The organism is Pantoea sp. SGAir0183 (assembly GCF_043545505.1).
This window is the reverse complement of record NZ_CP028053.1, coordinates 621,187-642,426: the sequence shown is the minus strand read 5'-3', so window position 1 is coordinate 642,426 and position 21,240 is coordinate 621,187. Positions and strand designations below refer to the sequence as shown.

25 protein-coding genes and 1 pseudogene are annotated in these 21,240 nt (G+C 51.8%); 5 read left to right on the top strand and 21 right to left on the bottom strand.

What is annotated here, in order from left to right:
• Position 1: 1 nt before the first annotated feature.
• From C1N59_RS03105 to C1N59_RS03045, 13 genes and pseudogenes are all read right to left on the bottom strand, one after another.
• On the bottom strand, positions 2–352 hold the full coding sequence (locus C1N59_RS03105) for a GPW/gp25 family protein (protein WP_172913629.1): 351 nt from the start codon (positions 350–352) through the stop codon (positions 2–4).
• Positions 349–933 carry a phage baseplate assembly protein V gene (locus C1N59_RS03100; RefSeq protein ID WP_394550288.1) on the bottom strand — a complete coding sequence of 195 codons (585 nt, stop codon included), beginning with the start codon at positions 931–933 and terminating at the stop codon, positions 349–351. Before C1N59_RS03100 ends, C1N59_RS03105 begins: the two co-directional genes overlap by 4 nt.
• A 91-nt stretch (positions 934–1,024) precedes the next feature.
• Entirely contained in the window at positions 1,025–1,495 is a 471-nt protein-coding gene (locus C1N59_RS03095) for a phage tail protein (RefSeq protein WP_080752832.1), read from the bottom strand.
• Positions 1,425–1,700: an Rz1-like lysis system protein LysC gene (gene lysC / locus C1N59_RS03090; protein WP_226374589.1), complete on the bottom strand. Its 276-nt coding sequence runs from the start codon at positions 1,698–1,700 to the stop codon at positions 1,425–1,427. The genes C1N59_RS03095 and lysC overlap by 71 nt, the downstream gene beginning before the upstream one ends.
• Complete coding sequence (gene lysB, locus C1N59_RS03085; protein WP_394550285.1) at positions 1,582–2,016, bottom strand: Rz-like lysis system protein LysB; 435 nt, start codon at positions 2,014–2,016, stop codon at positions 1,582–1,584. The genes lysC and lysB overlap by 119 nt, the downstream gene beginning before the upstream one ends.
• Positions 2,013–2,522, bottom strand: a complete 510-nt coding sequence (locus tag C1N59_RS03080; RefSeq protein WP_394550283.1) for a lysozyme — start codon at positions 2,520–2,522, stop codon at positions 2,013–2,015. Before C1N59_RS03080 ends, lysB begins: the two co-directional genes overlap by 4 nt.
• The gene (locus C1N59_RS03075; RefSeq protein ID WP_033739930.1) at positions 2,506–2,730 is read right to left on the bottom strand and encodes an HP1 family phage holin; all 225 of its coding nucleotides are present in this window, start codon (positions 2,728–2,730) and stop codon (positions 2,506–2,508) included. Before C1N59_RS03075 ends, C1N59_RS03080 begins: the two co-directional genes overlap by 17 nt.
• A 5-nt stretch (positions 2,731–2,735) precedes the next feature.
• Positions 2,736–2,939, bottom strand: coding sequence for a tail protein X (locus tag C1N59_RS03070; RefSeq protein WP_033739932.1), 204 nt, complete (start codon positions 2,937–2,939; stop codon positions 2,736–2,738).
• A gap of 655 nt (positions 2,940–3,594) precedes the next feature.
• A complete protein-coding gene (locus tag C1N59_RS03065) occupies positions 3,595–3,762 on the bottom strand; it encodes a hypothetical protein (protein WP_226374750.1) in 168 nt (55 codons plus the stop codon).
• 227 nt (positions 3,763–3,989) lie between these two features.
• Positions 3,990–6,091 (bottom strand): annotated as a pseudogene (locus C1N59_RS03060) (replication endonuclease).
• On the bottom strand, positions 6,088–6,315 hold the full coding sequence (locus tag C1N59_RS03055; protein ID WP_394550281.1) for a TraR/DksA family transcriptional regulator: 228 nt from the start codon (positions 6,313–6,315) through the stop codon (positions 6,088–6,090). The pseudogene C1N59_RS03060 and the gene C1N59_RS03055 overlap by 4 nt, the downstream one beginning before the upstream one ends.
• Positions 6,315–6,533: a DUF2732 family protein gene (locus C1N59_RS03050; RefSeq protein WP_394550279.1), complete on the bottom strand. Its 219-nt coding sequence runs from the start codon at positions 6,531–6,533 to the stop codon at positions 6,315–6,317. Before C1N59_RS03050 ends, C1N59_RS03055 begins: the two co-directional genes overlap by 1 nt.
• Positions 6,534–6,599: 66 nt before the next feature.
• Positions 6,600–6,968 (bottom strand): hypothetical protein, encoded by a 369-nt coding sequence (locus tag C1N59_RS03045; RefSeq protein ID WP_394550278.1) that lies wholly within the window; start codon positions 6,966–6,968, stop codon positions 6,600–6,602.
• Positions 6,969–7,394: 426 nt separating this feature from the next.
• Between C1N59_RS03045 and C1N59_RS03040 the strand changes: the two genes are divergently transcribed.
• On the top strand, positions 7,395–7,979 hold the full coding sequence (locus C1N59_RS03040) for a phage repressor protein CI (RefSeq protein ID WP_054633073.1): 585 nt from the start codon (positions 7,395–7,397) through the stop codon (positions 7,977–7,979).
• Positions 7,980–8,079: 100 nt separating this feature from the next.
• Here C1N59_RS03040 and C1N59_RS03035 read toward each other — a convergent pair whose 3' ends face one another.
• Positions 8,080–9,624 (bottom strand): methyl-accepting chemotaxis protein, encoded by a 1,545-nt coding sequence (locus tag C1N59_RS03035; protein WP_394550277.1) that lies wholly within the window; start codon positions 9,622–9,624, stop codon positions 8,080–8,082.
• Between the two features lie 919 nt (positions 9,625–10,543).
• Here C1N59_RS03035 and C1N59_RS03030 point away from each other — a divergent pair.
• The 3 genes from C1N59_RS03030 (at position 10,544) to C1N59_RS03020 (ending at position 13,332) form a co-directional block, all read left to right on the top strand.
• Positions 10,544–12,472: a methyl-accepting chemotaxis protein gene (locus C1N59_RS03030; RefSeq protein ID WP_394550276.1), complete on the top strand. Its 1,929-nt coding sequence runs from the start codon at positions 10,544–10,546 to the stop codon at positions 12,470–12,472.
• A gap of 279 nt (positions 12,473–12,751) precedes the next feature.
• Entirely contained in the window at positions 12,752–13,009 is a 258-nt protein-coding gene (locus tag C1N59_RS03025; RefSeq protein WP_033739939.1) for a hypothetical protein, read from the top strand.
• Positions 13,010–13,134: 125 nt separating this feature from the next.
• Positions 13,135–13,332: a hypothetical protein gene (locus C1N59_RS03020; RefSeq protein WP_394550274.1), complete on the top strand. Its 198-nt coding sequence runs from the start codon at positions 13,135–13,137 to the stop codon at positions 13,330–13,332.
• Between the two features lie 105 nt (positions 13,333–13,437).
• Here the strand turns inward: C1N59_RS03020 and C1N59_RS03015 are convergent, their stop codons facing one another.
• The 4 genes from C1N59_RS03015 to C1N59_RS03000 all read right to left on the bottom strand — a co-directional run bounded on the left by C1N59_RS03015 (position 13,438) and on the right by C1N59_RS03000 (position 15,068).
• Entirely contained in the window at positions 13,438–13,710 is a 273-nt protein-coding gene (locus tag C1N59_RS03015; protein WP_394550273.1) for a biofilm development regulator YmgB/AriR family protein, read from the bottom strand.
• A 131-nt stretch (positions 13,711–13,841) separates the two neighbouring features.
• Positions 13,842–14,111 carry a hypothetical protein gene (locus tag C1N59_RS03010; RefSeq protein WP_033739952.1) on the bottom strand — a complete coding sequence of 90 codons (270 nt, stop codon included), beginning with the start codon at positions 14,109–14,111 and terminating at the stop codon, positions 13,842–13,844.
• A 134-nt stretch (positions 14,112–14,245) separates the two neighbouring features.
• Entirely contained in the window at positions 14,246–14,485 is a 240-nt protein-coding gene (gene ycgZ, locus C1N59_RS03005) for a regulatory protein YcgZ (RefSeq protein WP_394550776.1), read from the bottom strand.
• A gap of 277 nt (positions 14,486–14,762) precedes the next feature.
• The gene (locus C1N59_RS03000) at positions 14,763–15,068 is read right to left on the bottom strand and encodes a hypothetical protein (protein WP_394550272.1); all 306 of its coding nucleotides are present in this window, start codon (positions 15,066–15,068) and stop codon (positions 14,763–14,765) included.
• 743 nt (positions 15,069–15,811) lie between these two features.
• On the opposite strand from C1N59_RS03000, the gene C1N59_RS02995 reads away from it, so the two are divergent.
• Entirely contained in the window at positions 15,812–16,054 is a 243-nt protein-coding gene (locus C1N59_RS02995; protein WP_058702157.1) for a biofilm development regulator YmgB/AriR family protein, read from the top strand.
• Between the two features lie 607 nt (positions 16,055–16,661).
• On the opposite strand, the gene C1N59_RS02990 is transcribed toward C1N59_RS02995, so the two are convergent.
• From C1N59_RS02990 to C1N59_RS02980, 3 genes are all read right to left on the bottom strand, one after another.
• The gene (locus C1N59_RS02990; RefSeq protein ID WP_173476986.1) at positions 16,662–18,761 is read right to left on the bottom strand and encodes a sensor domain-containing phosphodiesterase; all 2,100 of its coding nucleotides are present in this window, start codon (positions 18,759–18,761) and stop codon (positions 16,662–16,664) included.
• Positions 18,762–19,092: 331 nt separating this feature from the next.
• Complete coding sequence (locus tag C1N59_RS02985) at positions 19,093–19,332, bottom strand: hypothetical protein (RefSeq protein ID WP_033739962.1); 240 nt, start codon at positions 19,330–19,332, stop codon at positions 19,093–19,095.
• A 392-nt stretch (positions 19,333–19,724) separates the two neighbouring features.
• The gene (locus tag C1N59_RS02980; protein WP_325992424.1) at positions 19,725–21,194 is read right to left on the bottom strand and encodes a methyl-accepting chemotaxis protein; all 1,470 of its coding nucleotides are present in this window, start codon (positions 21,192–21,194) and stop codon (positions 19,725–19,727) included.
• Positions 21,195–21,240: the final 46 nt, after the last annotated feature.

Genomic DNA, 21,240 nt, shown 5'->3' with positions numbered 1-21,240 from the left:
TTCAACTCACAGGGACGGTTAACGAAAAATCCTGCGCGGTATCCGCACGGTTGCCGGTGATTTCCACCACCATCCCGCCGTCAAACGCAGACTCAAAATTGATGCCGGTCAGGCTGATGCGCGGCTCCCACTGCAGCAGCGCCATATAACAGGCCGACATGATTTGCAGACGCAGCGTGTCGTTTTGCGGCTGGTCAATCAGCGCCGACAGTAGCGAGCCATAATCACGGCGCATCACCCGCGACCCGAGTGGCGTGGTTAAAATGTCGCGCACGGATTGTCGGATGTGATCCAGCTCTTCCAGCGTCGTACCCGTTTCGCGGCTCATACCGCTGTAGCGTGCTGTTGTCATAATGGCGCTCCTGTTGTCCCACCGCTGTCGCCCGGATGTTGGTGCGTATGCAGCACTTTGCCATTGGAGGCGAAACTGCCGCCGCTGTGCGATACGTCGCCCTTCATGGTGCCGCCCTGGGTGACTTCCAGCGTGGCGGTTTTGAGTAACGTTGTGCACTCCACCTCGGGCGTATCCAGCAGGATTTTAACGGTCGCCTTGAGAGTGGCAGTCTGGATCCCCTCCGCTTTCAGCGCGCCGGTCTGGGGCTCATATTCAATTACCGCCCCATCGGGAAAGGAGCAGTGCAGCGCATCCGCAGAGGCCGATGGCGCCGGACTGGCATCCGAAAACACACCGGGCAAAACAAAGCCGCTGTTCAGCTCGCCGCCCAGGCTCATGATCAACACCTGCTCGCCAACCGAAGGGGCATTCCAGGTACGGGTGCGTCCCGCCCGGGCTGTCAGCCAGTGCAGCCAGTCAGTGGTGTTATCACCGGTCTTTACACGGCAGGTGCCCGCCTCCAGATTGACGTCGGAGACAGTACCGATGCGGACCATGTTGCGCAGCAAGCGCTTGATTTCTAATATTTGCTCGTTCATGGCAGTAGTTTCACGTTGCAGGAGAAAAGCAGCAATCGAATGCCGTTTACTCAGAAATGACTAAACAGCGCCTCAGCAAAAGCGGCAGTGGCTATGCCTTCCATTCGCTGACCAGCTTGCCTTTGATATACAACTGCCAGGGCCGCGCATCGTTTTCTGGCAGCGCAGGTTCCGGCAGATGCGTGATGTGTAATCCACCTTCCTGCTGCTCAACCCAGACACGTTCGGTCAGCTGGAGCGTGACCGTCACGGTGTGCTTCCCCTCGCCCGTGGCATCGAGCGTGAAGGTAAAGCCGGTGCGGCGTTTTTCCTCCGACACCATGATGTCGGGCTGGTTTTCCCGCAGCCAGGCCAGCACGGGCACCATGATCAGATCAATATCGTCGGCATACTGAGTAATGACGACAGCCAGCTGAAAGTGGTATTCAAACGACAGCGAGCTGGCGAGGGTGGAGACCAGACTGCCGGACTGAATATCGATGGTCAGGTTGTCAGGATTTTGCTGTAGCAGCGGAACGCTGTTTATCAGCACCTGACGGAGTTGGGTTGCTTTCAACATCATGCTGCTCCTGGCACGCTTTAATCATCTCTACCTGCAACCCGCACGATGCGAGCGCAGCCTCTAACTGGCGGTTATCTGCCGCCAAATCACCCTGCGTTTGCAGGCGGTTCTCCGGGATGGGGCAACTGGTCACGCGTGGACAGCCAGTCCAGATAATCTCGGGCATTGCTGAAGGCGGGACGGCTGTGCAGCCGGATAACGTCAGCAGGCAAAGCAGTCGCACTCCAGGCACGTAAAGCGGGATTCGCATCGGTTTCTCTTCTGATTGTCGTTTCGCGGTTCAGCGCCTGAGCGCTGGCCTGGTTTTGCTGTAGCCGCAGTTCGGCCTCACGTTTTCGGCTGGCCTGACTATCCCGGTTGAGTTGATCGATGGCCTTCTCCCGGTTGCTCAGGTCGGCGGCCAGCGCCGCGGCCTTGTGCTGTGCCTTGTCCAGCCGCGCCTCGATGACGCTGAGACGCCAGCCGCCGGCCCCCAGTGCCGCAAGTAACGTCACGATCGCAATCACCATCAGTCGCATCATCCTGCCCCCTTCAGGCACCAGGCCATTTCACGCTGGCGACGGTTATCCAGCCCGGCGTTATACGTCCCTTTGACATAGACCCAGCGTCTGAGCTGCAGGCAGGCATCGCGCCAGCGGCCACGGTTAATGAAGCCCGCCAGCGAGGAGTTACAGGCGGCATGTACGCCGACGTTAAAGCCAAAGGACACCACCGCGTCGTAGACCTCGGATGGCATGTCACGTGTCATGCACTGATCAATGCCGCGCTCAACGCGCATGACGTCATAAACCAGGTTGACTGCCGCCTGGCGCTCGTTCACCACGCTGGCAGGCGTAACACCCTGCGTATGGCCAATGCCATTAGTCCAGACGCCGGCGCTGCACTGATAAGGTGACGTGCGGCACCCTTCGGCATCAGCAATCAGCCTGAGTCCGGCTTCGGAGGTTTTTAGCATCTTGATTTGCGGTAGCAGTGCGGCCATGGCCAGCACGGCGGCGACGGCACATCGCTTAGCGGTCTGGCTCAAAATTCAGCCCCTTAACGTTGCGCTGCTGCAGCTCGTAGGTTTTGCGGCGGTAATACCAGTTGATAAAAAAGGTTGCGACATTGATGCACATCGTTAACACAGCAACGCCAGAGCCCACCATAAAAGCGATATCCTGTGGTGTGTGACGTCCAAACCACATCAGGACAATCCCGATGAGGTAATTAATCAGAGAACTGATTTTTTCCATTGGCACTAATCCCACAGATTGAGCGTCTCACCAGTAGCCGCCTGGGGCAGATCCGGTAAGACCACTTTGCATCCGTGCGGTAAGGTTGGGCCTTTTTCTGCCAGGCCAGGATTGGCGGCATAAACCTGTTCAACCGCCTGCTGCGTGCGTCCGTAATAACGCCAGCAAATCTCATCAACCGTTTCTTCCTGTCGTGCATAAATCAGCATTGATTGGCCCCTTATGAGCATAAAAACCATGGTTGGCTGGGCGAAATGTTGTCAGCGGTAGCCTGCATTACCGGCACCGCATCGCCAGGCCATATCTCCTGTCGCAAAAGCAGGTTTCATAAAGCTCAGGCCATGCGGTAAACAGGGGACATGTGCTCAGCGCGGCCTGCGTTGCCAGCGCGCGACAGGAGTAGTGTCTGCTTCAGCAGCGCATTGCTCAACGCGGGAGCGCCCGCTCAACAGTGAGCGGGCAAAGGCAGTAAAAATGGGATGAATCCGGCTAAAAAAACGGCAGGAAGGAAGAAAAGCGCGCGTTTTAACGATGAGGTTCAACGACCGGAAGAGGCAATAAAACGGGAAAGGAAGGTGCGTGTTTTAGCCGTGATGATCCGCAGGCGGAAGAGGCAGCGAAACGGGAAAGAAAAATGCGTGATTAACGATGAGCGTCTGCGGCCGGATGAAGCAGTGAAACGGGAAAGGAACGTGACAACTACCTGGCGTTTTTTGTGGCCTGACATGACAGAAAGGAACGCTAAAGACCGATCGAAGTGAAGGTCTGTTTGCCCGGACCGCTGCCCGCGCCTGAGCCCACATCATCCTTTGGGTGGGCTCAGGCGACAGACAACCCGCTGACGTTACAGTGAGAACGCCGGCATCATGGTTTTTTTAAAGGCGTAGCCGAAAAGACAACGGAAAATCGGTTATCGGAAAGGGTGTAGTTAGCTGCGAGTTCAGCAATCAAATTTAACGCAATTTCCCTGTCTCGTTCGCCGCAGGCCCCTTCACTGGTGAGCCTGGCGATAAGCTCAACGCGCTCAAGCATAACTCGCTCATGTAATTCATTTCCCACAATTCCCTCCCCCAAAATAAACACTGTACATACATACAGTATCATAGCATTGATTAACTGTGGAAGCGTTTTAAGATAGTTGGTAAAAAATTATATCATGTTGATAGGCATCAACTTTTATTAACCTTCCCTTAAGACAAACCTGCGGCACTGACCTGCAGAAGCGTAAGAAAAATCAATAGATTTTTACTGTTTATAGTTTAAAAATCTGGCCTTTTAACCCACCTGTTTTCGTCCGGATCAGGCCAGGCCTGCCTGTCACGATAACGCGGCGGCACCGTCAACGCTGTCCGGCTGTCCGGCTTAAAAACCGTGCCGGAGAATGCGACAGACTGGGTTGTGTGTGGGCACTGAAAAGGCTTCTGACCTGTACCGTTCCCGAACCCGACTTTATTCCGCGCCTCCGCAGATAATGTCCCGCTATCAGAAAGAAGATATGTCTGAGACGTACAGTTATTAACAGAACTCCAAGACCGCAACGCCGGCTGCGGTTTCTGGCCGTTCTCTTCTTCAGCGCGTTTAGGCACAACTTTCCATGTTTTCAGCCGGGTCAACACGGGCGCGCCGGGCCCTGTCGCCGTGGCATAAACACCTTTAATCGACTGCGTTTCCTCGCCAAAGGCATTACAATTTTCATCGGGCTGATACCAGACACGCACGGTAAGTGCGTCACGTTTAACGAAGGGGCCGCCCTGGGCATCGGTGTACGCTGCCCATTGACCGGCATCAGCCGCAGCATGTACGGCAGCAAACGCCTCGCCCGGACCATGAGCGCTTTGCAGATCAGCCAGGCGGCGCAGTTCGCGATAAACCGTGACGGGTGCACCGCCAATAAACTGAAACTGGCGGATACGCCAGCGGGCCGCCCAGGCCGAGACGGCCATCGCCGTTTCCTTCAGCGGCTTTCCGCTTTCATGATCCCGCTCGCCTTCGAGCGCATAGCCATCAATGTTTTTTGCTACGTATTTAGCGATATAGCCTGTCGCGCTGCCTTTTGCTGGGTCAATGGCTTCCGCATGAAAACGCGCTTTGCGTGCGCGGGCGCTGTTCAGCTCATCGCTGTCCTGCTGGCAGGCATAATCACGCAGGATCTCACTTACCCGACTGACGTCCTCAGGGCGCATAAACATCAGCATGTGCCAGTGCGGTGTACCATCGTGATGGGGCTCAGCAACGCGCAGACCAAAAATACTGATGTTATTTCGATGCAGTTTGGCACGGACTCGCTGCCAGAGCGTGCAAAGATAGCGCTGCGTGTCCGCCGGGCTGGCCCCGTTCCATTTCGCATTGCGGTGGCCCGTTTGCAAGGTGGCGTGATAGCGAGAGGGGCGGTTAAAGTATAAAACTCCGCCCGGAAGCCCATATTTTGACAAAGGGTTTCAAAGCCACGAATGCGTGTCATGAGTTCCGCACGACGAATGGCTGGATTGGCCACACTGCCGTCATATTTTTCGATCAGGCTGATGCGGTTTCCCTCCTCATCTTCCAGATCCATACTCTGCAGGAAGTCACGAGTGCGTCGACGTTGTTCCCGCCATTCCGCGACCGCCATCGGGCTGGCATAAGGTGACCGCTTTTTGCTGACGTTGGCTAAGGCAATATGCAGATGTTCTCGCCAGAAGGCGCTGAGACGACGCAACTGTCCTTTCCACCATTTCTCTGCCTGCATACGCAGGATGGCGGCGGTAACATCGTCGGGACAGAAGAAGCGAGTACTGACCGTTTCCCAGAGCGGTGGCGTTTGTCCCAGCTCACGGGTGATGATAGCTGCGGTTGTGTAGAGGTGATGGACATAACGGTAATCCGTCCTGTCACTGTTGCTGGCATGCAACTGCACCAGTTCTGCATGAATAAAGCTGGCAATATCGCCCGCGAGTAAGTCAACATCAGCACGGGACATATCCGGCAGGCGGTTAAACCGCTTCATCAGTTCCCACAATGTGCCGGCCGCTCTGGCTGCACCTTGCGGGCACGACAGCGTTCGGGATAGCTGCGCCACGATGCCGGGACGCATGGCATGCAACTGGTAGCGCTGGTTGACTGACTCAACACGCGGTAATGTACGCTCAACAAAGGTTTTTGCTAAGTACGCATTAGCCCGGGCTGTGCCCTGTTGCTTTTCAAGTAACGCCATGCGACGCCGGACGTCCAGTTGCACCATCCTGGCCTGGGCGTTAAGGGTTTTCTGCCCATGCAGCCACGCCGCAATCAGGCGATCGCGGTGTTGCTGCTGGTCATAAGTGGGATATGGGCTGGCAATCGCCAGCAGGGGTGCATTCCAGGGGTAAGCAAAAGTCATCATCGCGCCTGTCCGTGGTGAAGACGTGTGCGCAATTCGCTGACTTCCTGACAGGACAGGCAGCGGGTGACGCCCTGAACGGCGCGACGGCGCGCCTCGGGAATCGGTGCATCACACTCTTCACAAAACGAAGCGCTGATTGCCACGGGCCGTTGCGTGACCTGGGCAATATTGCGCGCCAGGATTTCTTCGCTGCGCTGCTGCGCGACATCAATGGTATCGGTCATCAGCGCAGCGCTCCTGATTCGTTTTCATAACGTTCAGCTTCGTTGCGCAGCAGTTCCGCAGCCTCAATGCCTTTTAATGTCTGACGCGTAATATGCGCCGCCATAACATTCAGCCGTCTGGCGACCGCCAGTGCGCAGGCTTTTCTTTCGTTATCAAGCAGTTTATTGAGGGTAAAGGTTGTGGCGTCATTCAGTGAATGGGTTTCGCTGTTCATCATTTCTCTCCAGATTTTGGGCAAAGTCATGCCCGACGGGTTTACGTCATTGCGTTACGATTAGGTGGTTTATTCAGGCAAAAAGCAGTCCGCCGTTGAGAACTGTCGCGGCAATATCTTTCCCCAGCGCGCCAGCTTGTTCATCGCCATGATGATGCGTTCACGACGTAACTGATCGAAACACTCGAAAGGTTTGCCAATATCTTCCTGCCTGAAACTGCCGGGCCAGTCACGATTGACCAGCGTTAAAACACAGAATTTGAAATCGTTATTTTGATGATTGAAGTACCGCAGCGCAGGGTTACGGTTGCGGTCGCGCAGCAAGCGCCAGCGCTGACGAAATTCATCAAAGGTCATCTTTTCGCTGCTGCCGTTGTCAAAACGCGCTTCGGCATGCGAAGCGGATAGCGGGCTTTTTATCTGGACGGTGCGGCTCATTGTTTTCCTCCGATAAAGTTTGCATCGGGTTTGACTGACCAGTCGCCACCGTCACTGACATCATGGTGTCTGTACCTGATGACGGATTCGCGCCTGTCTCATCGCTGGCTTTTGTTAAGCATTAAGCGAAACGGTAAGACAACTGGCCTCGGTGTCAGCACGACAAGGCGTTAAACCACTTTCACTCACATCTTGCGTGCAATCGCGGCGCTTACCGACACAATCGCCCTTGTTGCCTTATCTCACCGGTGCTGACCGTTACACGCAGACAGGTGAGCGACGCGATAAGGTTCCGGCATGACGATTGTAAAAATGGGCCTCATCAGGCAAAATCTTTCGTTATCTGATAAAGCCGCCTGCTGCTGCATCAATCAAAAGCTAACTAAAACCGGAGGATACTTAGTCTAAATCTAAGTGTCAATGAAAATGAGCGTTTATACTAATTTCAAATTTCCGAACTCGAGCGCTGAAGCTCTGGATCGCGTTGTCGATGCCTATGGCTTTACCATGAAAATGCAGCTTGCAGATCACCTTGGAATTGCCGCAAGCAGCCTGTCTGCACGCTATAAACGTGATGTTTTTCCGTCAGATATCGTTTTGCAGTGCGTTATGGAAACGGGGGCGGACTTGCAATGGTTGATTACGGGTAAAGGAAGTAAGTTCTCAGAAAGCAAACCTGACACACCGACACTGGTTAGAAAAAGACTAATCAGCGGAAAAATCGAGGATGCGGGTTATGTGATGCTGGATAAAGCCTTATATGCGCCCCTGAAGCAGGAACCGCGCAACGCTTTTTTACTGTTGGCCGAAACCACGCAATACATCATCGATACTGACTTCGAAGATATGCATGACGGCGTCTGGTTGGTCGAAATTGAAGGCACAGCCAGCGTCAGAACGCTGACGCGTATTCCGGTCAGGAAAGTCCACGTCAGCGGGATTGGCGTGGCCTTTGATTGTGGGATTGATGACATCAAACTGATTGGCCGGGTTGTACTGACCATTCAGTGACAGGCCCGATTGCCTGGCGACGCGGGGATGTCCTGTCGTGAGGCTGGGCAAGCCAGACTCTGTGATATAAAAAAGGGGCGTTACCGCCCCTGTTAAGCGATCAAACCTGAAATGCTTCAACCATGCCGCGTAAGGTGTGCGCCTGCTCTGACAGGGAGTGCGAGGCGGATGAGGATTCTTCAACCAGCGCCGCGTTATTCTGGGTGACCCCATCCATCTGACTGACGGCAACGCTGACCTGCGAGATCCCCTGCATCTGCTCTGACGAAGCCATTGATATTTCATCCATTGCGCCCGCCAGTGCATTGACCATGCCAACGACCTTCAGAATACTTTCTCCGGTTCCGGCGGCGACATGAACGCCGCTATCCACCTGTTCCACCGCATGTTCAATCAGTTCCTTGATCTCTTTTGCGGCAGTGGCGCTACGCTGTGCCAGGATTCTGACCTCGCCAGCGACGACGGCAAAACCGCGCCCACCCTCTCCCGCCCGCGCTGCCTCAACCGCCGCATTTAACGCCAGAATATTGGTCTGAAACGCAATGCTCTCAATTACGCCTGTGATGTCGCGTACTTTTGTCGCGCTCAGGGCGATGTCATTCATGGTATGAGACATGCGCTGGACTTCGGACTCGCCGCTGCGCGCCAGGGTTGCAGCCTCGCGGGCAACGGTAGCCGTGTGTTGTGCACTGGCCGTATTGCTCTTCACCGTGGCGGTGAGCTGCTCCATACTGGCCGCCGTTTCCTGTAGGGCCGCAGCCTGCTGTTCTGTACGTGATGACAGCTCAGTATTGCCCTGAGCAATTTCATCGGATGCCGAAGCGACGGAGCCGGCGGTCTCTTTGATTTGGCTAACCAGACGCCGCAAACTGGACTGCATATTCGCCAGAGAAGCAAGCAGACTGGTTGAATCGTTGGCACGCAAGGTGACCGGTGCGGTTAAATTGCCGCCGGCAATCGCCGCAGATAATGCCTGCGCCTGAGCAGGTTCACCACCGAGCTGACGCATCAGCACGCGTATAATCATATACCCCGCTGCGACGGAAACGACCACCGACAGGGAGGCAAGAATCAACAGAATCAGCGTGGCCCGGCGCACATTTTGACTGGTGATTTCAACGGACTTTTCACTGTCTTCCATTTGCAGGCTGGTCATCTCTTTCAGCGACTCAAGTAATTGCCCCTGCAATGGCCGAACCGTTTTTATCAGATAAGACGTCGCGTCCTGCTGCTTATTTTGTAAGCCAAGCTGGCCGGCATGTTCCAGCGCCGCCAGTACCGGGCCCTCGCTACTTACTATCTTATCAAAGGCCTCTCTGGCCTTTGGCGTTGAATCCCTGGCAACCATTGCAGCCAGACGCTCACGGTTCTCTTTATAGCTCGCTTTTTGCGTGACAATACGTTGCCACTCTCGCTGCATTTGGTCGGGATCCTTAATCAGGGCAAGGTTACGCACAATGACGGCCATGTCACGTAACCCACCGTACATGTCCATCCCCACACGGTATTTCTTCATTTTGACATTTACGGCTTCATCCATGCCGTTACGGGCATTATTCATACCGGTATAGGCCACTGAGGTGCAGATAATAAACAGCGTAATTAAAAGGCCAAAACTCATCGTCAGGCGCGTTGAAATTTTCATTATGGACTCCCTGCTTATGGTGAAAAACAGATATCGGTTAAAAAAGAAAAATCCACAGTAAAAATTAACACAACCTCAACAAAAAAAATAATAAATGATTGATAATTATAGCTTTTAAATAAAAACAAAATTAATTTGACGAATATTAAATCTTAAACTAAAAGAGAAGAATTTCATTTAGAAAAAGAGAATAAAACATTGTATTGGTTACTTTCGGGCGATAAGAAAAAATATTCAATCGTGGTTAACAGGGAAGACTCGCCGTTTGCCGCTGCGGCGTCAGAGCGTGCCTTACCGTGTACCACTTCTTCACTGTAAACAATACTTAAGCGCAGGAAAACACGCAGGCGATGACGCACGCAGCGACACAAAACGCGGCACAGAGATTGCAACACAATCCTCAGCTTCGAAAACGTCTTGCGGGAGTAAGCGGAATGTATGTTTAACCGGTATTGAGCACGTGGCGATACTCATCATAAGTCATATGGCTTTAATTATCTGACCAGAATATTACCCGGTAAAAGCCCTGTAAGACTTTATTGTTGACTAAAAAATAAGGATCGCCATTATCGTCACCCCTCAGGATAACTTTAATTTTTTTTTCATTCTTTGCGAGCGAGGCTGCTTTTTTATAACAAGCATCCCATACATACCTATTTATGATTAGATGAAAATTAAAAAAGAAAAATAATTTGGCTTAGCCACACTGAAAAGAAAATTTAGTGAATCTTTAACATGATAAACAGAAGAATGCACTCTATACTGTCTTTCACTGTGAAAAATGGGTCTCGCCCTGCCGTTAAATCAAACAGATCGTTGATAATAAGCGAAAAATTTCCATTCTATTACAGTAAAAACATAACATAATTATATTTTGATGATTTTATCAAAAGACACCACTCCACCTGGACCGTAAGTAATGAAAAAGATTCTCGACAAACTCGGCCTGCCGACAAAATTTCTTATCCTCGGTATTTTTGCTCTGGTTTTATTTATATTACCTACCTATCTATTTATTCAGACGGGTAATGAAGCGATTAACGTAAAAACACAAGAGTTACAGGGCGTACCGATCGAAAAAGATATCCTGACATTACTTAACCTGATACAGCGCCATCGTGCGGAAAGCGCCATCGCTATTTCCCAAAATAAGCTGGATAACGCACCACGCGTAGCGCTGGCTTCTCAGATCGATGCAATGTATGAAAAAATAGCCTCTGAATTGCGTCAATATGATGCCAGCGCACAACCCACTCAGCGTTTTTTAAACGTTCAGACCGCATGGTCACAGCTACAACAGGACGTGTTAACGGGGAAGTTAACGCTGTCGAGCAGCCTGACGCATCATGCCCAACTCATTCAAAACCTGCTGGACACGAATCAAGACATTCTTGATTTGTATAGTCTCTCTTTAGATGCCGACCTGAATACTTATCAACTTATTATGAGTATTTATGGCCGCCTGCCAGAGCTGACCGAAACGCTCGGGCGCATCCGGGCAAGTGGTACGTCCATCATTGCGGCGGGGGATAAAGCTGACGAATCCTATCGTGGCGCCATGGAATATCAACTTGAAGGCGGCCGAAATGCACTGGAGAAATTCAGTAATGTACTGAATAAAGCCTTTACCGTAGAGCCAGGACTGAAAACTGACTTTGCCGCGCAGGCGCAGGACGCCTATCAACGTTCGGCCAGCGTGCTTAAGATGGCGGAAAACGTCTTTATCACGAAAACCGTGCAGATTACGCCTCTGGACTACGTAAAAGACTTTACCCAGGCGATTAACGCCTATAACGATCTTGGCACCAAACTCAGCCAGCAACTGGCAATCACGCTCAACGATCAAATCGATCAACGTCGTCATTCGCAGTATATCCTGCTGGCCGCATTACTGGTGTTAGCACTCATTGCAGTCTTTGTGGCGTTTATGATTAGTCGTTCGGTCACGCGCCCTGTAAAAGAGGCGGTGGCAGTGGCCAGTAAAGTTGCAGCGGGTGATCTAACCACCGTAATAACGGTATCGGGCAATAATGAGATCGCCGAACTGCTGAATGCCCTGGCGCAGATGCAGCTACGTCTTTCGCTGTTAGTGACCAGTATCAAAAATAACGCGTCAACCATTGCCAACTCGTCGGAAGAAATTGCGATGGGTAATAACGACCTCTCATCGCGTACGGAGGAACAGGCCGCCTCGCTGGCTGAAACCGCCGCCAGTATGGAGCAACTGTCGTCCATTATTAAACAGAATGCCGATAACACACGTTACGCCTCCGATATGGCCGTATCGGCGACTAATGCGGCCTTAATGAGTGGTGATGCGATGAACGCTGTCATGGCGACAATGCAGAAGATTCGTGGCAGCTCAAGCCAGATTGAGGAAATCACCGCCGTCATTGACAGCATCGCCTTTCAGACCAATATACTGGCGCTTAACGCCGCCGTTGAAGCGGCTCGCGCCGGCGAACTGGGTAAAGGATTTGCCGTAGTAGCGGCCGAAGTGCGCGCACTGGCGCAGCGCTCAGCCGGTGCCGCGAAAGAGATTAAAGGTCTCATAGAGCAATCTGTCGTTCAGTCGAATGAAGGCTTAACGCTGGCGCAGGATGCGGGCAGCAAAGTTAAGCAGAGCGTAGAGGCCATAGAGCAAACCTCTCAGCTGATTCGCGATATCTCATCATCGTCTGAAGAGCAGAGCAGCGGCGTAAGCCAGATTAATATTGCCGTTAACCAGATGGATCAGGTGACACAGCAAAATGCAGTACTGGTTGAGCAGTCGGCGTCATCCGCAGATGAACTGGCAAAACGGGCCAGTGATTTGCGCGACATGGTTTCTGTGTTTCGTACAGCCTGACCGCCTGCTCAGTTAACCGGCGATGCAGCAGCATGACCGCCAGAGCCCGGCACTGCCCGGGCTCTTTCTTTGGCAAAGATGAAAAATACGTCAATGTACAATTGAATGATTGCTCAAAGAAACTTATTCTGTTGCCCGCAAAAAAAAGCCAGTAAAGGTTTTCGGTGCCATTGCAGTGCCGCCTGCACATCCGTGCAGTCTCATTTTGATGCTGAGCAAACCCCCACTGGAAAAACCTGTGCTAATCTTTCGGTCTCAGAACCGCCTTCCGGGGAGTATATGAATAACGTTTTTGACGAAAAAATGACGGACATCATCATCGGAGAGATGGTGACGCAGCTACTGAATGAGGATGCGGCAATTTCCTGGCGCCTTCTCCTTGAGCGGCTGCAACAGCTTCTGGATACCGAAAGTGATGAGGTACGCATTCGCGCAGCATTGCGGGCCATTGAAGAAATCCGTGCGGAGATGATTTCTCGTCCGGCTGAATCGCAAACGACAGAACTCGGTGATCTCAGTATCCATCACCTTCATTAAGTCGCTGCCAGGCAGCGGCTCACCCTACTTTCTGAAAAACGCTTTGCACGAGTAAGCGCCTTGAAAGGTATTCACATAACCGACGCGCTGATTAATAAAGGCACGTTTTCGCTGACGGAGGTCGAATGAGTGATGACACCGCCATGCAAGACATCTATTCCATTATTGGTACGATAGTTGCGCGTTTGCTTAAACCCGATGGCGAGCTCCATCTTCAGGATATTGTCAGTTCACTGCATAATTACAGTGAACAGAGCACAGAGCAGCTTGAAAAGAAAGCGTGTCAGGAAGCGATACGCCTGCTTTCCCGACAGTTTCATTAAGATGATGAAGCACCGGACTAGCGGTGGCACCGATACCGCTTTATCAGTACAGGGCGATGCGCTTTTATTCCATGACAGATTCAGCGAGACCGCGCAGGCTGTATCTTACGCATCGTCCCTGGAGGATGTTCGCCCCACAACAATTTCCAGGCAATGGCGTAACACGGCCAACTCGGTGCTATCTTCCGTGCATTCCAGTTCGGCAATCAGACGTATGATGATGGCCTTACTGGTCACCTTTTGTCCCTGAATGACGATGTCACGAATCACCGCATCCAGCACTGCATTTTCAGCCTGAAGTGTGTCACCCGCACGGCGAAAGAGATGCAGTATTTCTGCTTCTGTCGTGTTTTGCTCAATGTCGATAATATTCGGCATGATGATCTTCTTAATCTGTATCTGTGAAGGTAAGTGACGTCATACTGACTGTTCAGTGCTGCAATCCTGCGTGCATACCAGCAACCGCTGCGTTTTTACCCTGCATGCATCGCCCTGAAGGCCGCCCGGACTTAGTGCTTACGACTGTTGTCCGGAATGCTCTGACCAAATGCCAGTACGGTGGCATCAATCGGGTCACGTGCGGAGGCAAACTCGTTGCGAACTTCCGTGAGCGCCATTTCAATAGCCTCGTGCCGCTCGTCGTGAGTTTCATCCCGGAGCATGATCTTAAGTCTGTTTGCCAGTGTCGCACCACTGATGGTGTCATTGCTGTCAAGCAACGCGGTAATCGCCTCGCCCATGACAATTTCAATAAGTTTCTCTTGTTTATCTTTTTGCATACCCGCATTCCTGATGACATTGTGCCCCTGTAACCGGGCAAACCAGCCTCAAATGCTCAGGCCTCTGATGACCTGCTTATTTGACCAATCAGATTACTGCTGCGGGACGTGAATGCACGTGTGAGTCGCAGCGTTCAGCGGTCAAAAAGCATACTAATCAGTTTCTGATAATGTTGCTCTTCAAGCGGACTGGCCGACTGACTCAGTCTACGAATCAGCGCGCTACAAATGGCCTTACGGTTAAGGCTTTTGCCTGCATGAAGGATCTCCACGATGACCTGACCCAGCGTCGCTTTTTCGTAAGGGAGCGTGTCGTTGCCAAAGTAACGGGCAATATCGTGAACCGTATTGGACGTATTTTCGTTCTGACGCATCATGAATCTCCCAAATGAGAAATAGTATAAACGTTAGTCAACGCAATGTTCACTAAACTTATACAACATCTGGAAAATTGTACAGGAATTCTCTTAACTGGCTGGCAGGGTTATTGTGCATAAAGTGCTATATCATACTTAACAGTCACTTGCGTAAGTATCAGATCGCTAACCGTCTTACAGCGTTGTGATTACACCACAGGGCAGAGGCGAGGCGGTAAAGCAGAGGCAGAGAGGTCATTGATTACCTTTTCTTGACTAACTTGCCAACGTTTGGCTATGTACGGTCGTCATCCTCTTCCGGATTAAGACGAATAACATTTTCATCTGTTTTTCCTTCCTGACTGGCTGTCATTAACCAGCGCAGGCCGGAATCCCTCCTGACGGGTGAAGGTCTGAACTGCTTTAGCCAGCGTCGCGCCGAAAAAATGTCGGCTAATCTGTTATCACAGGTTTCTGACTCGGCCATCATATTGAGCTCCGCAATGAGTGTATCAATACTAATTTCTTTCTCACCAAGGGCAAGATTGACCACCGCTTCGCCAAGAATGACATGACTTTTCTCATCGTCGTGAAATAACACTTTACGCTCCTCAATCGGGCAATTAATCACTATTGTTTTTCACATTCTAGTAATAATCAAACAGATGACAAAAGCCTTTTTCTGCCGAAAGAATAGTAGCCTGAAGTGATAAAAATGATACTTTTGAAATGCCTGTTTTAACTTAATGAATTGCAATAAATTTATTAAATTCCTGGCCTGAATGCTGTCTGATAAAGACTATTCTGAATATATCTATAGTACGTCTGACAACACCTGCAGGCCTTGCCAGGCCTGGCCCGGCGTTATGCGTGTATTTTCAAAGGCACGTAAAGACAGATATCCGTCAACGTCGAGATATTATCGTTCAGCTTTTTGTAAGAGCAGTATTAATATTTTTTGTTGTGGCGCTGATGGTTATACTTCCTGGCGACTGTTTACGCCCCATGAATAAAACCCTGCTAATGATAATGTTATTCTCTTCGGTAATGCTTCGCACTAAAACGTTATTATTAACGTGCGCCATGCCTGTGCCTGTTCATTTAGCGGCGTTTATGCTCTTATCACAGACTGAAATATTCACGCACAATGGGAAGTCAGTCGCCGCTGTCAGCCAGCTCTGAAGCGCCAGTGCCCGCCTTACATATCGCCGCTTTACCCTGCCAGATCTAAGCCAGACGGCTGGCAACCTTTCTTTCGCCAGCAATCGGTAATACTGCTGTACAGCGGCCCCCAGGATCGGTTAACTTGCGCACAAATATCCCTACTCAGCTTCAAGGAACACTATGCGCCAGGACGGTTTGCCGCCCTCAGGAAAAACCAGCAATCTGGCCCATTATTTCAGCCAGATTGATCACCCATATCAACTTGAAACACTTGGCAGGATCGCAGTCGAAATTCTTCGCGAAAATAAGCCTGTGAGTCGACGCATCATCTGTCTGAAGCTGATTGGTTGTCTTGAAACGGCAACGAATGAGGACGATGCGTCACATTATCGTGAACTTCTGACGCTGCTCTTCAGGCAATAAACGTTACACGCGCCTGCTTACCTGCCTCTCGACTCACCATTACCACGCTGACGTTAATGCCCTTCCTTCTCTTACTCTGTCTTCTGTCGTTATGCACAGAAAACGGGCTTCCGTCAGCGCTGGCCTGCAGGCAGATTTACGGCCTTCCCTGACGCGTTGAACGTGTAACAGAGAGGCAAGGCGCTGTTTAAAGTGCAAAAAAATGCCCGAACCTCGTTAAAGGTCCGGGCCGGAGTTCTCAGGGAAATCCTAAATGACTTCCAAACAGCGTTATTACACTAGTTCACGCTTTGGATTGTCGCCACCCGGGATCAAACAAATTTTCTCTATACCTGAAATGCCTCTCTCTTTTTTTGCGGATAAATGCCCTCAGACCGCTTAAAACCTGCGTCGCGTCACGTTTTCACAAACGTGTCATCGGTTCGCTCAATCTTCCTGGCACAGGGCCGATAATCTTAGTGTGAGTTGATTATCACAATGATTGTCCTGACAAACGTTGCTCACTTCGGCACCCTCGCGGTGCCGTTTTTTCTGCCACATCGGTCAGGACAGCGTCATCTTCGTTAACGCTCAGGACCCTAAACGTTAACGCCGGAAGAACAGCAAATCAGGGTTGGGGGCAATTGAGCGGCGTAACATAAAGCTTTTCGAAGCGAGGCGCGCTGACGGGTGCCCCCATCTGTTTGCCCTGTAAAATGTCACACGCCGCAGCACAAATGAATTCATGCTGTGCACGGTTCTCAATACCTTCAGCCGCGACCGTGATGCCCATATTTTTGCCTAACGAAGCAATCGCGTTAAACAGCAGTCGGGCTTTGTTACTCTGCTCAAGTTGGCCCGTCAGCGATTTATCTATCTTGAGACCGGCAACACAGCGATGCTGCAACAGGCTGAGCGAGGCCAGGCTGCGACCAAAATGGTCGATGATAAATAACGCCCCCGTATTTTTAACCGCATCCAGAACCTGTAATTTTGTCTCATCGGCGTCGGTAAGCAGCGGTTCATCGATTTCCAGTTCGACAAAGCCTGCATCTTCCCCGGCACAGTGACGGATAACATCGGCCAGACCCGTTTCCAGCAACTGACGTGGGAACAGATTAATACTGACACGCAAGGCCGCGTGTTGACGCCGCCACTGCTTAATTTGACTGACAGCGGACTGAATGATCCACTCCCCAAGTTTGACTGACAGCGGACTTTTAATCAGCATATCAATAAACTCAGCGGGAAAAAGGATGCCACGCGCGGGATGCATCCAGCGCACCAGTGCTTCGCAGCCGATCAATGTCCCATCGGCCCCATTAAAACGCGGCTGGTAATGCAGAACGAACTGATGCTGACGTACCGCAGCTTCCAGTTCACGCTCAAAACGGCGTCGCCCCTGTTCCGCCTCACGGAATTCAGGCTGAAAGAGAACAGACTGGCCTTTCCCGCGCGCTTTGGCGCGGTACAGCGCTAAATCGGCGGCTGACATGACCGATGACGTGTCGGTGCCATGTAAGGGAAAACAGGCCACACCTGTGCTGGCTCCCACCGTCAGCACCGATCCCATGTAATCAAATGGCATCTGGATGGCCGCAGTGAGTATGTGCGCTATCCCCATGGCCTCATCGCAACCATTGGGTAGCAGGACGATAAACTCATCGCCGCCAAGTCGGGCTGCCGCAATCGCATGGGTACAAACCGCGCGAATCTGCTCAGCCACATGGCACAGCAAGGCATCGCCTGCGGCATGGCCTAGTGTATCGTTCACCTCTTTAAAACTGTCTAAATCCGTCATCAGCAAGGTATAAGGTACGCCGGATTCCGTCAGCTTACTGAGTTGGGTCATAAACGCACTGCGGCTGGCAAGACGCGTCAGCATATCCAGTGACGCCAGCTCACACAGTCGCGCCTCGCTTTCATAACGCAGCGTAACATCGCGGATAATCATGCCGACATAGCGTTCCTCCCCTTCGCGCCAGCCCGAGAAAGAAACTTCTGCCGGAAACTCTTCACCGTTGCAGCGTTTCCCCCAAATCTGCAGAGTACGAGGGACTGCGATCGCGTCATCGTCATGCTCAAGCCGATCAAGTTCGTTGCGGTAGTCGGTCTGGCAGCGTTCCGGGATCAGTCCGGCGACATATTTTCCCATCATTTCGCTGGCGTCATAGCCAAACATGTTGGTCGCGGCAGGGTTCCAGAATGTAATCCCGCGATTCAGATCGGTACAAATAATGGCATCAGGCGAGGTGACCGATATGGCTTCAAGCCGCTGCTGACTGGCGTGGCGCAGCACTTCCATACGATGAACCTCCATGCGGTCCATCACCAGCGCAGCCAGATCGGTCAGGTTCTGACGATCCGTTGGGCTCATTGCAGGGCGGGGATGATTATCGGTCAGACATAATGTCCCAATCCTGTGCCCGTCGGGCGTAATCAGCGGGACGCCAGCATAGAATCGAATATAGGGATAACCCAGCACCAGCGGGCTGTTACAGAAGCGGGGATCGTTGAGTGCGTCAGGTACACAAAGAATCGAGTCACTCTCAAGCGTATGATGGCAGAACGCCACGCTCCGCGAGGTTTCAGTAATCTGCAGACCATAGCGAGACTTGAAAAACTGGCGTTTCTCATCGATCAGTGACACAAACGCCACCGGCACGCTAAACAGTCGCGCGGCCAGAATCGTCAGGCGATCGAACGCTTCATTCGGCGGCGTGTCCATCAGGTTATACTGGGCCAGTGCACGCAAGCGCGCTTCTTCAGCGCCGTTTTCGTTTGAGTGCTTCAGAGTATGTCCTCCTGAGGTCGTATACTGTGGCCGGGCATCTCACAGTAAAAAGAGGACGCCTGCAATCAGACAGAACCAGGTAAACGTTATCTGCCAACCTGAAACCGCAACAAAGGCCCGCCTGTACAGCAAAAATCCCAATCTCAGTCATCTGCTCTGATCACGGGATCGCCTTTAACTTCGACCCCGTTTTTACTGTTATCGTCCTCTCAGAGATGAACTTCATAGTCTGAGGCTGCTTATCTGTGTAAAACGGTAAAAATCGCTATTTTTTGGACTGTGGCACCAGTTCATAATAGGGATGCTTGCCTGCCAACAGCAGCAGCAATTCATACTCGCCCTGACTCAGTAACGCGACTTTCGCCGTGGCTTCTTTTGTCTGCCAGGCGCGTAAGCTGAGATCAAAGCGTTCGGCTGCGCCCTCCTGTGACAGACCTGCCGCAATACGCAACTCTCGGACGTTATTCTGGACGGGCACGGGCCGTCGGACGATTGAATTTCCCAAACCAGGCTCCCTGTTGTTGACTTAGGGTAACAGTGCCTTAGCGCAGCCCGTATCGGTTCTCTCACACGGTCATGAGCCACCGCCGCAGCACACATTTCATAAGAATACTTAATCTTAACGGGGGAAATGTCAATCGAGGGAAGGCCGTTCTGGCAGGAATTTTATGGGTCCGAATCTATGCTTTGATCAACTTATATCACTTTCCCTTAAGCGAAACGGCATGAATTTTAAAAAACCAATAATTTGAGTTTATTTCGTAACGCAAGATGTAAGGAAATATAAATTTAAAACAGGGCGTTCAACAATAAATTCCCCCGCCATAAGGCGGGGGCATGAAAACCACAGTGGTTATTTTCCATTGAAAAACAGACCACCGGCTGGCTTATATATCTTTATTTTCCAAACGCAATCCAGGCCGCATCATCTTTTGTCGCCACAGAGACCGAAGGACGAAGAGGTTGCGTGGCCTTATGGCTGGCTGAACGGACAACAGACGAGGTTGTCACGGGCAGTGTAAACCGTGTAATGACGCTGGTCAGTGTCTCAGTCTGGCTGCTCATGCTTTCCGCAGAGGCGGAGATAGTCTGCACCAGACTGCTGTTTTGCTGCGTAACCCGGTCAATTTCCGCTACGGCGAGTGTGACCTGAGAAATACCTTTACTCTGTTCTTCGGAAGCCAGAGCAATCTGACCAATCAGGTCGTTCACGCTGCCGACGTTACGTAACACCTCTTCCATCGTGCTGCCCGCCGTGTTGGCCGCATCACGTCCTTGACTGATACCGGCGACCGTATCCGCAATTAATCCTTCAATCTCTTTCGCCGCTTCGGCACTGCGTTGCGCCAGAGAGCGTACTTCGCTGGCCACTACGGCAAAACCGCGCCCCTGCTCTCCGGCGCGCGCCGCCTCGACGGCGGCATTGAGCGCCAGAATATTGGTCTGGAACGCAATACCATTAATGGTAGCCGTAAACTGACGTATTTTTTCTGCGCCCACAGACAGGCCTTCCATCGCGCCAACCACCGTTTTCACCAGTTGTTCGCCCTGCTGAGTGGTTTGCGCAGTGATGCCAGACAGCGCGCGCGCTTCACGGCTGTTTTCTGCGTTATAGCGCACGGTCGCGGTTAACTGCTCCATGCTGGCCGCCGTTTCTTCCAGCGCGGCTGCCTGAGTTGCCGTCCTGTTCGACAGATCGGCATTGCCTTTAGCGATATCGCTGGCCTCATCCCGTAACACGGATGCATTGTCGCGAATCGCCAGAACGGTCTTCAGCAAACTTTGTTGCATTTCTTTAAGTAACGGCACCATTTGCCCAACACAATTCCGACCAAGATCTTCGGGTTCCTGGGTCAGATCGCCGTCAGCAATGATGCGGAAGTGGTCACGCAGTTTTGCTACGGGGCGAACAAGATGGACAACCAGATAGCGGTCACAAAAGAAAAGCAGCCCCGTGACCGCAGCCAACGTAATCAAAAACAGTTCTACCAGTCTCTGATGCTCTACGCTCAGCGGCGCGTTATTGCTGGAAATCTGCTGCGTCAGAGCACGGAGTCTTTCCTGCGCAGCCGCAGGATAATCCTGTGGCGCGCTGGTCAGCGCGGCACGGTAGCGCTGCCACTCATCACCCGCAGGCACGTCTGCCGCCAGCGCAGCACGATTCGCTGTCGCATTCTCCTGCATCTGCAAACTGGCACGATTAAGGAAAATAAGCTGCTCTGTCAGGCTGTTACTGCGCGTAACTTCCCGATTAATGTCTTTGAGAATCACCGAACCATAGGCACCCGCAAGCGCAATGACGATCACGGCGATAATGAGTATCCATAAGACGACACGTCTTATCGTAAAATTTTTTAGAATATTCATAGTATTTCCCCGGTGTGGCTGTGTAAAAACGTCAATAAAAATATTC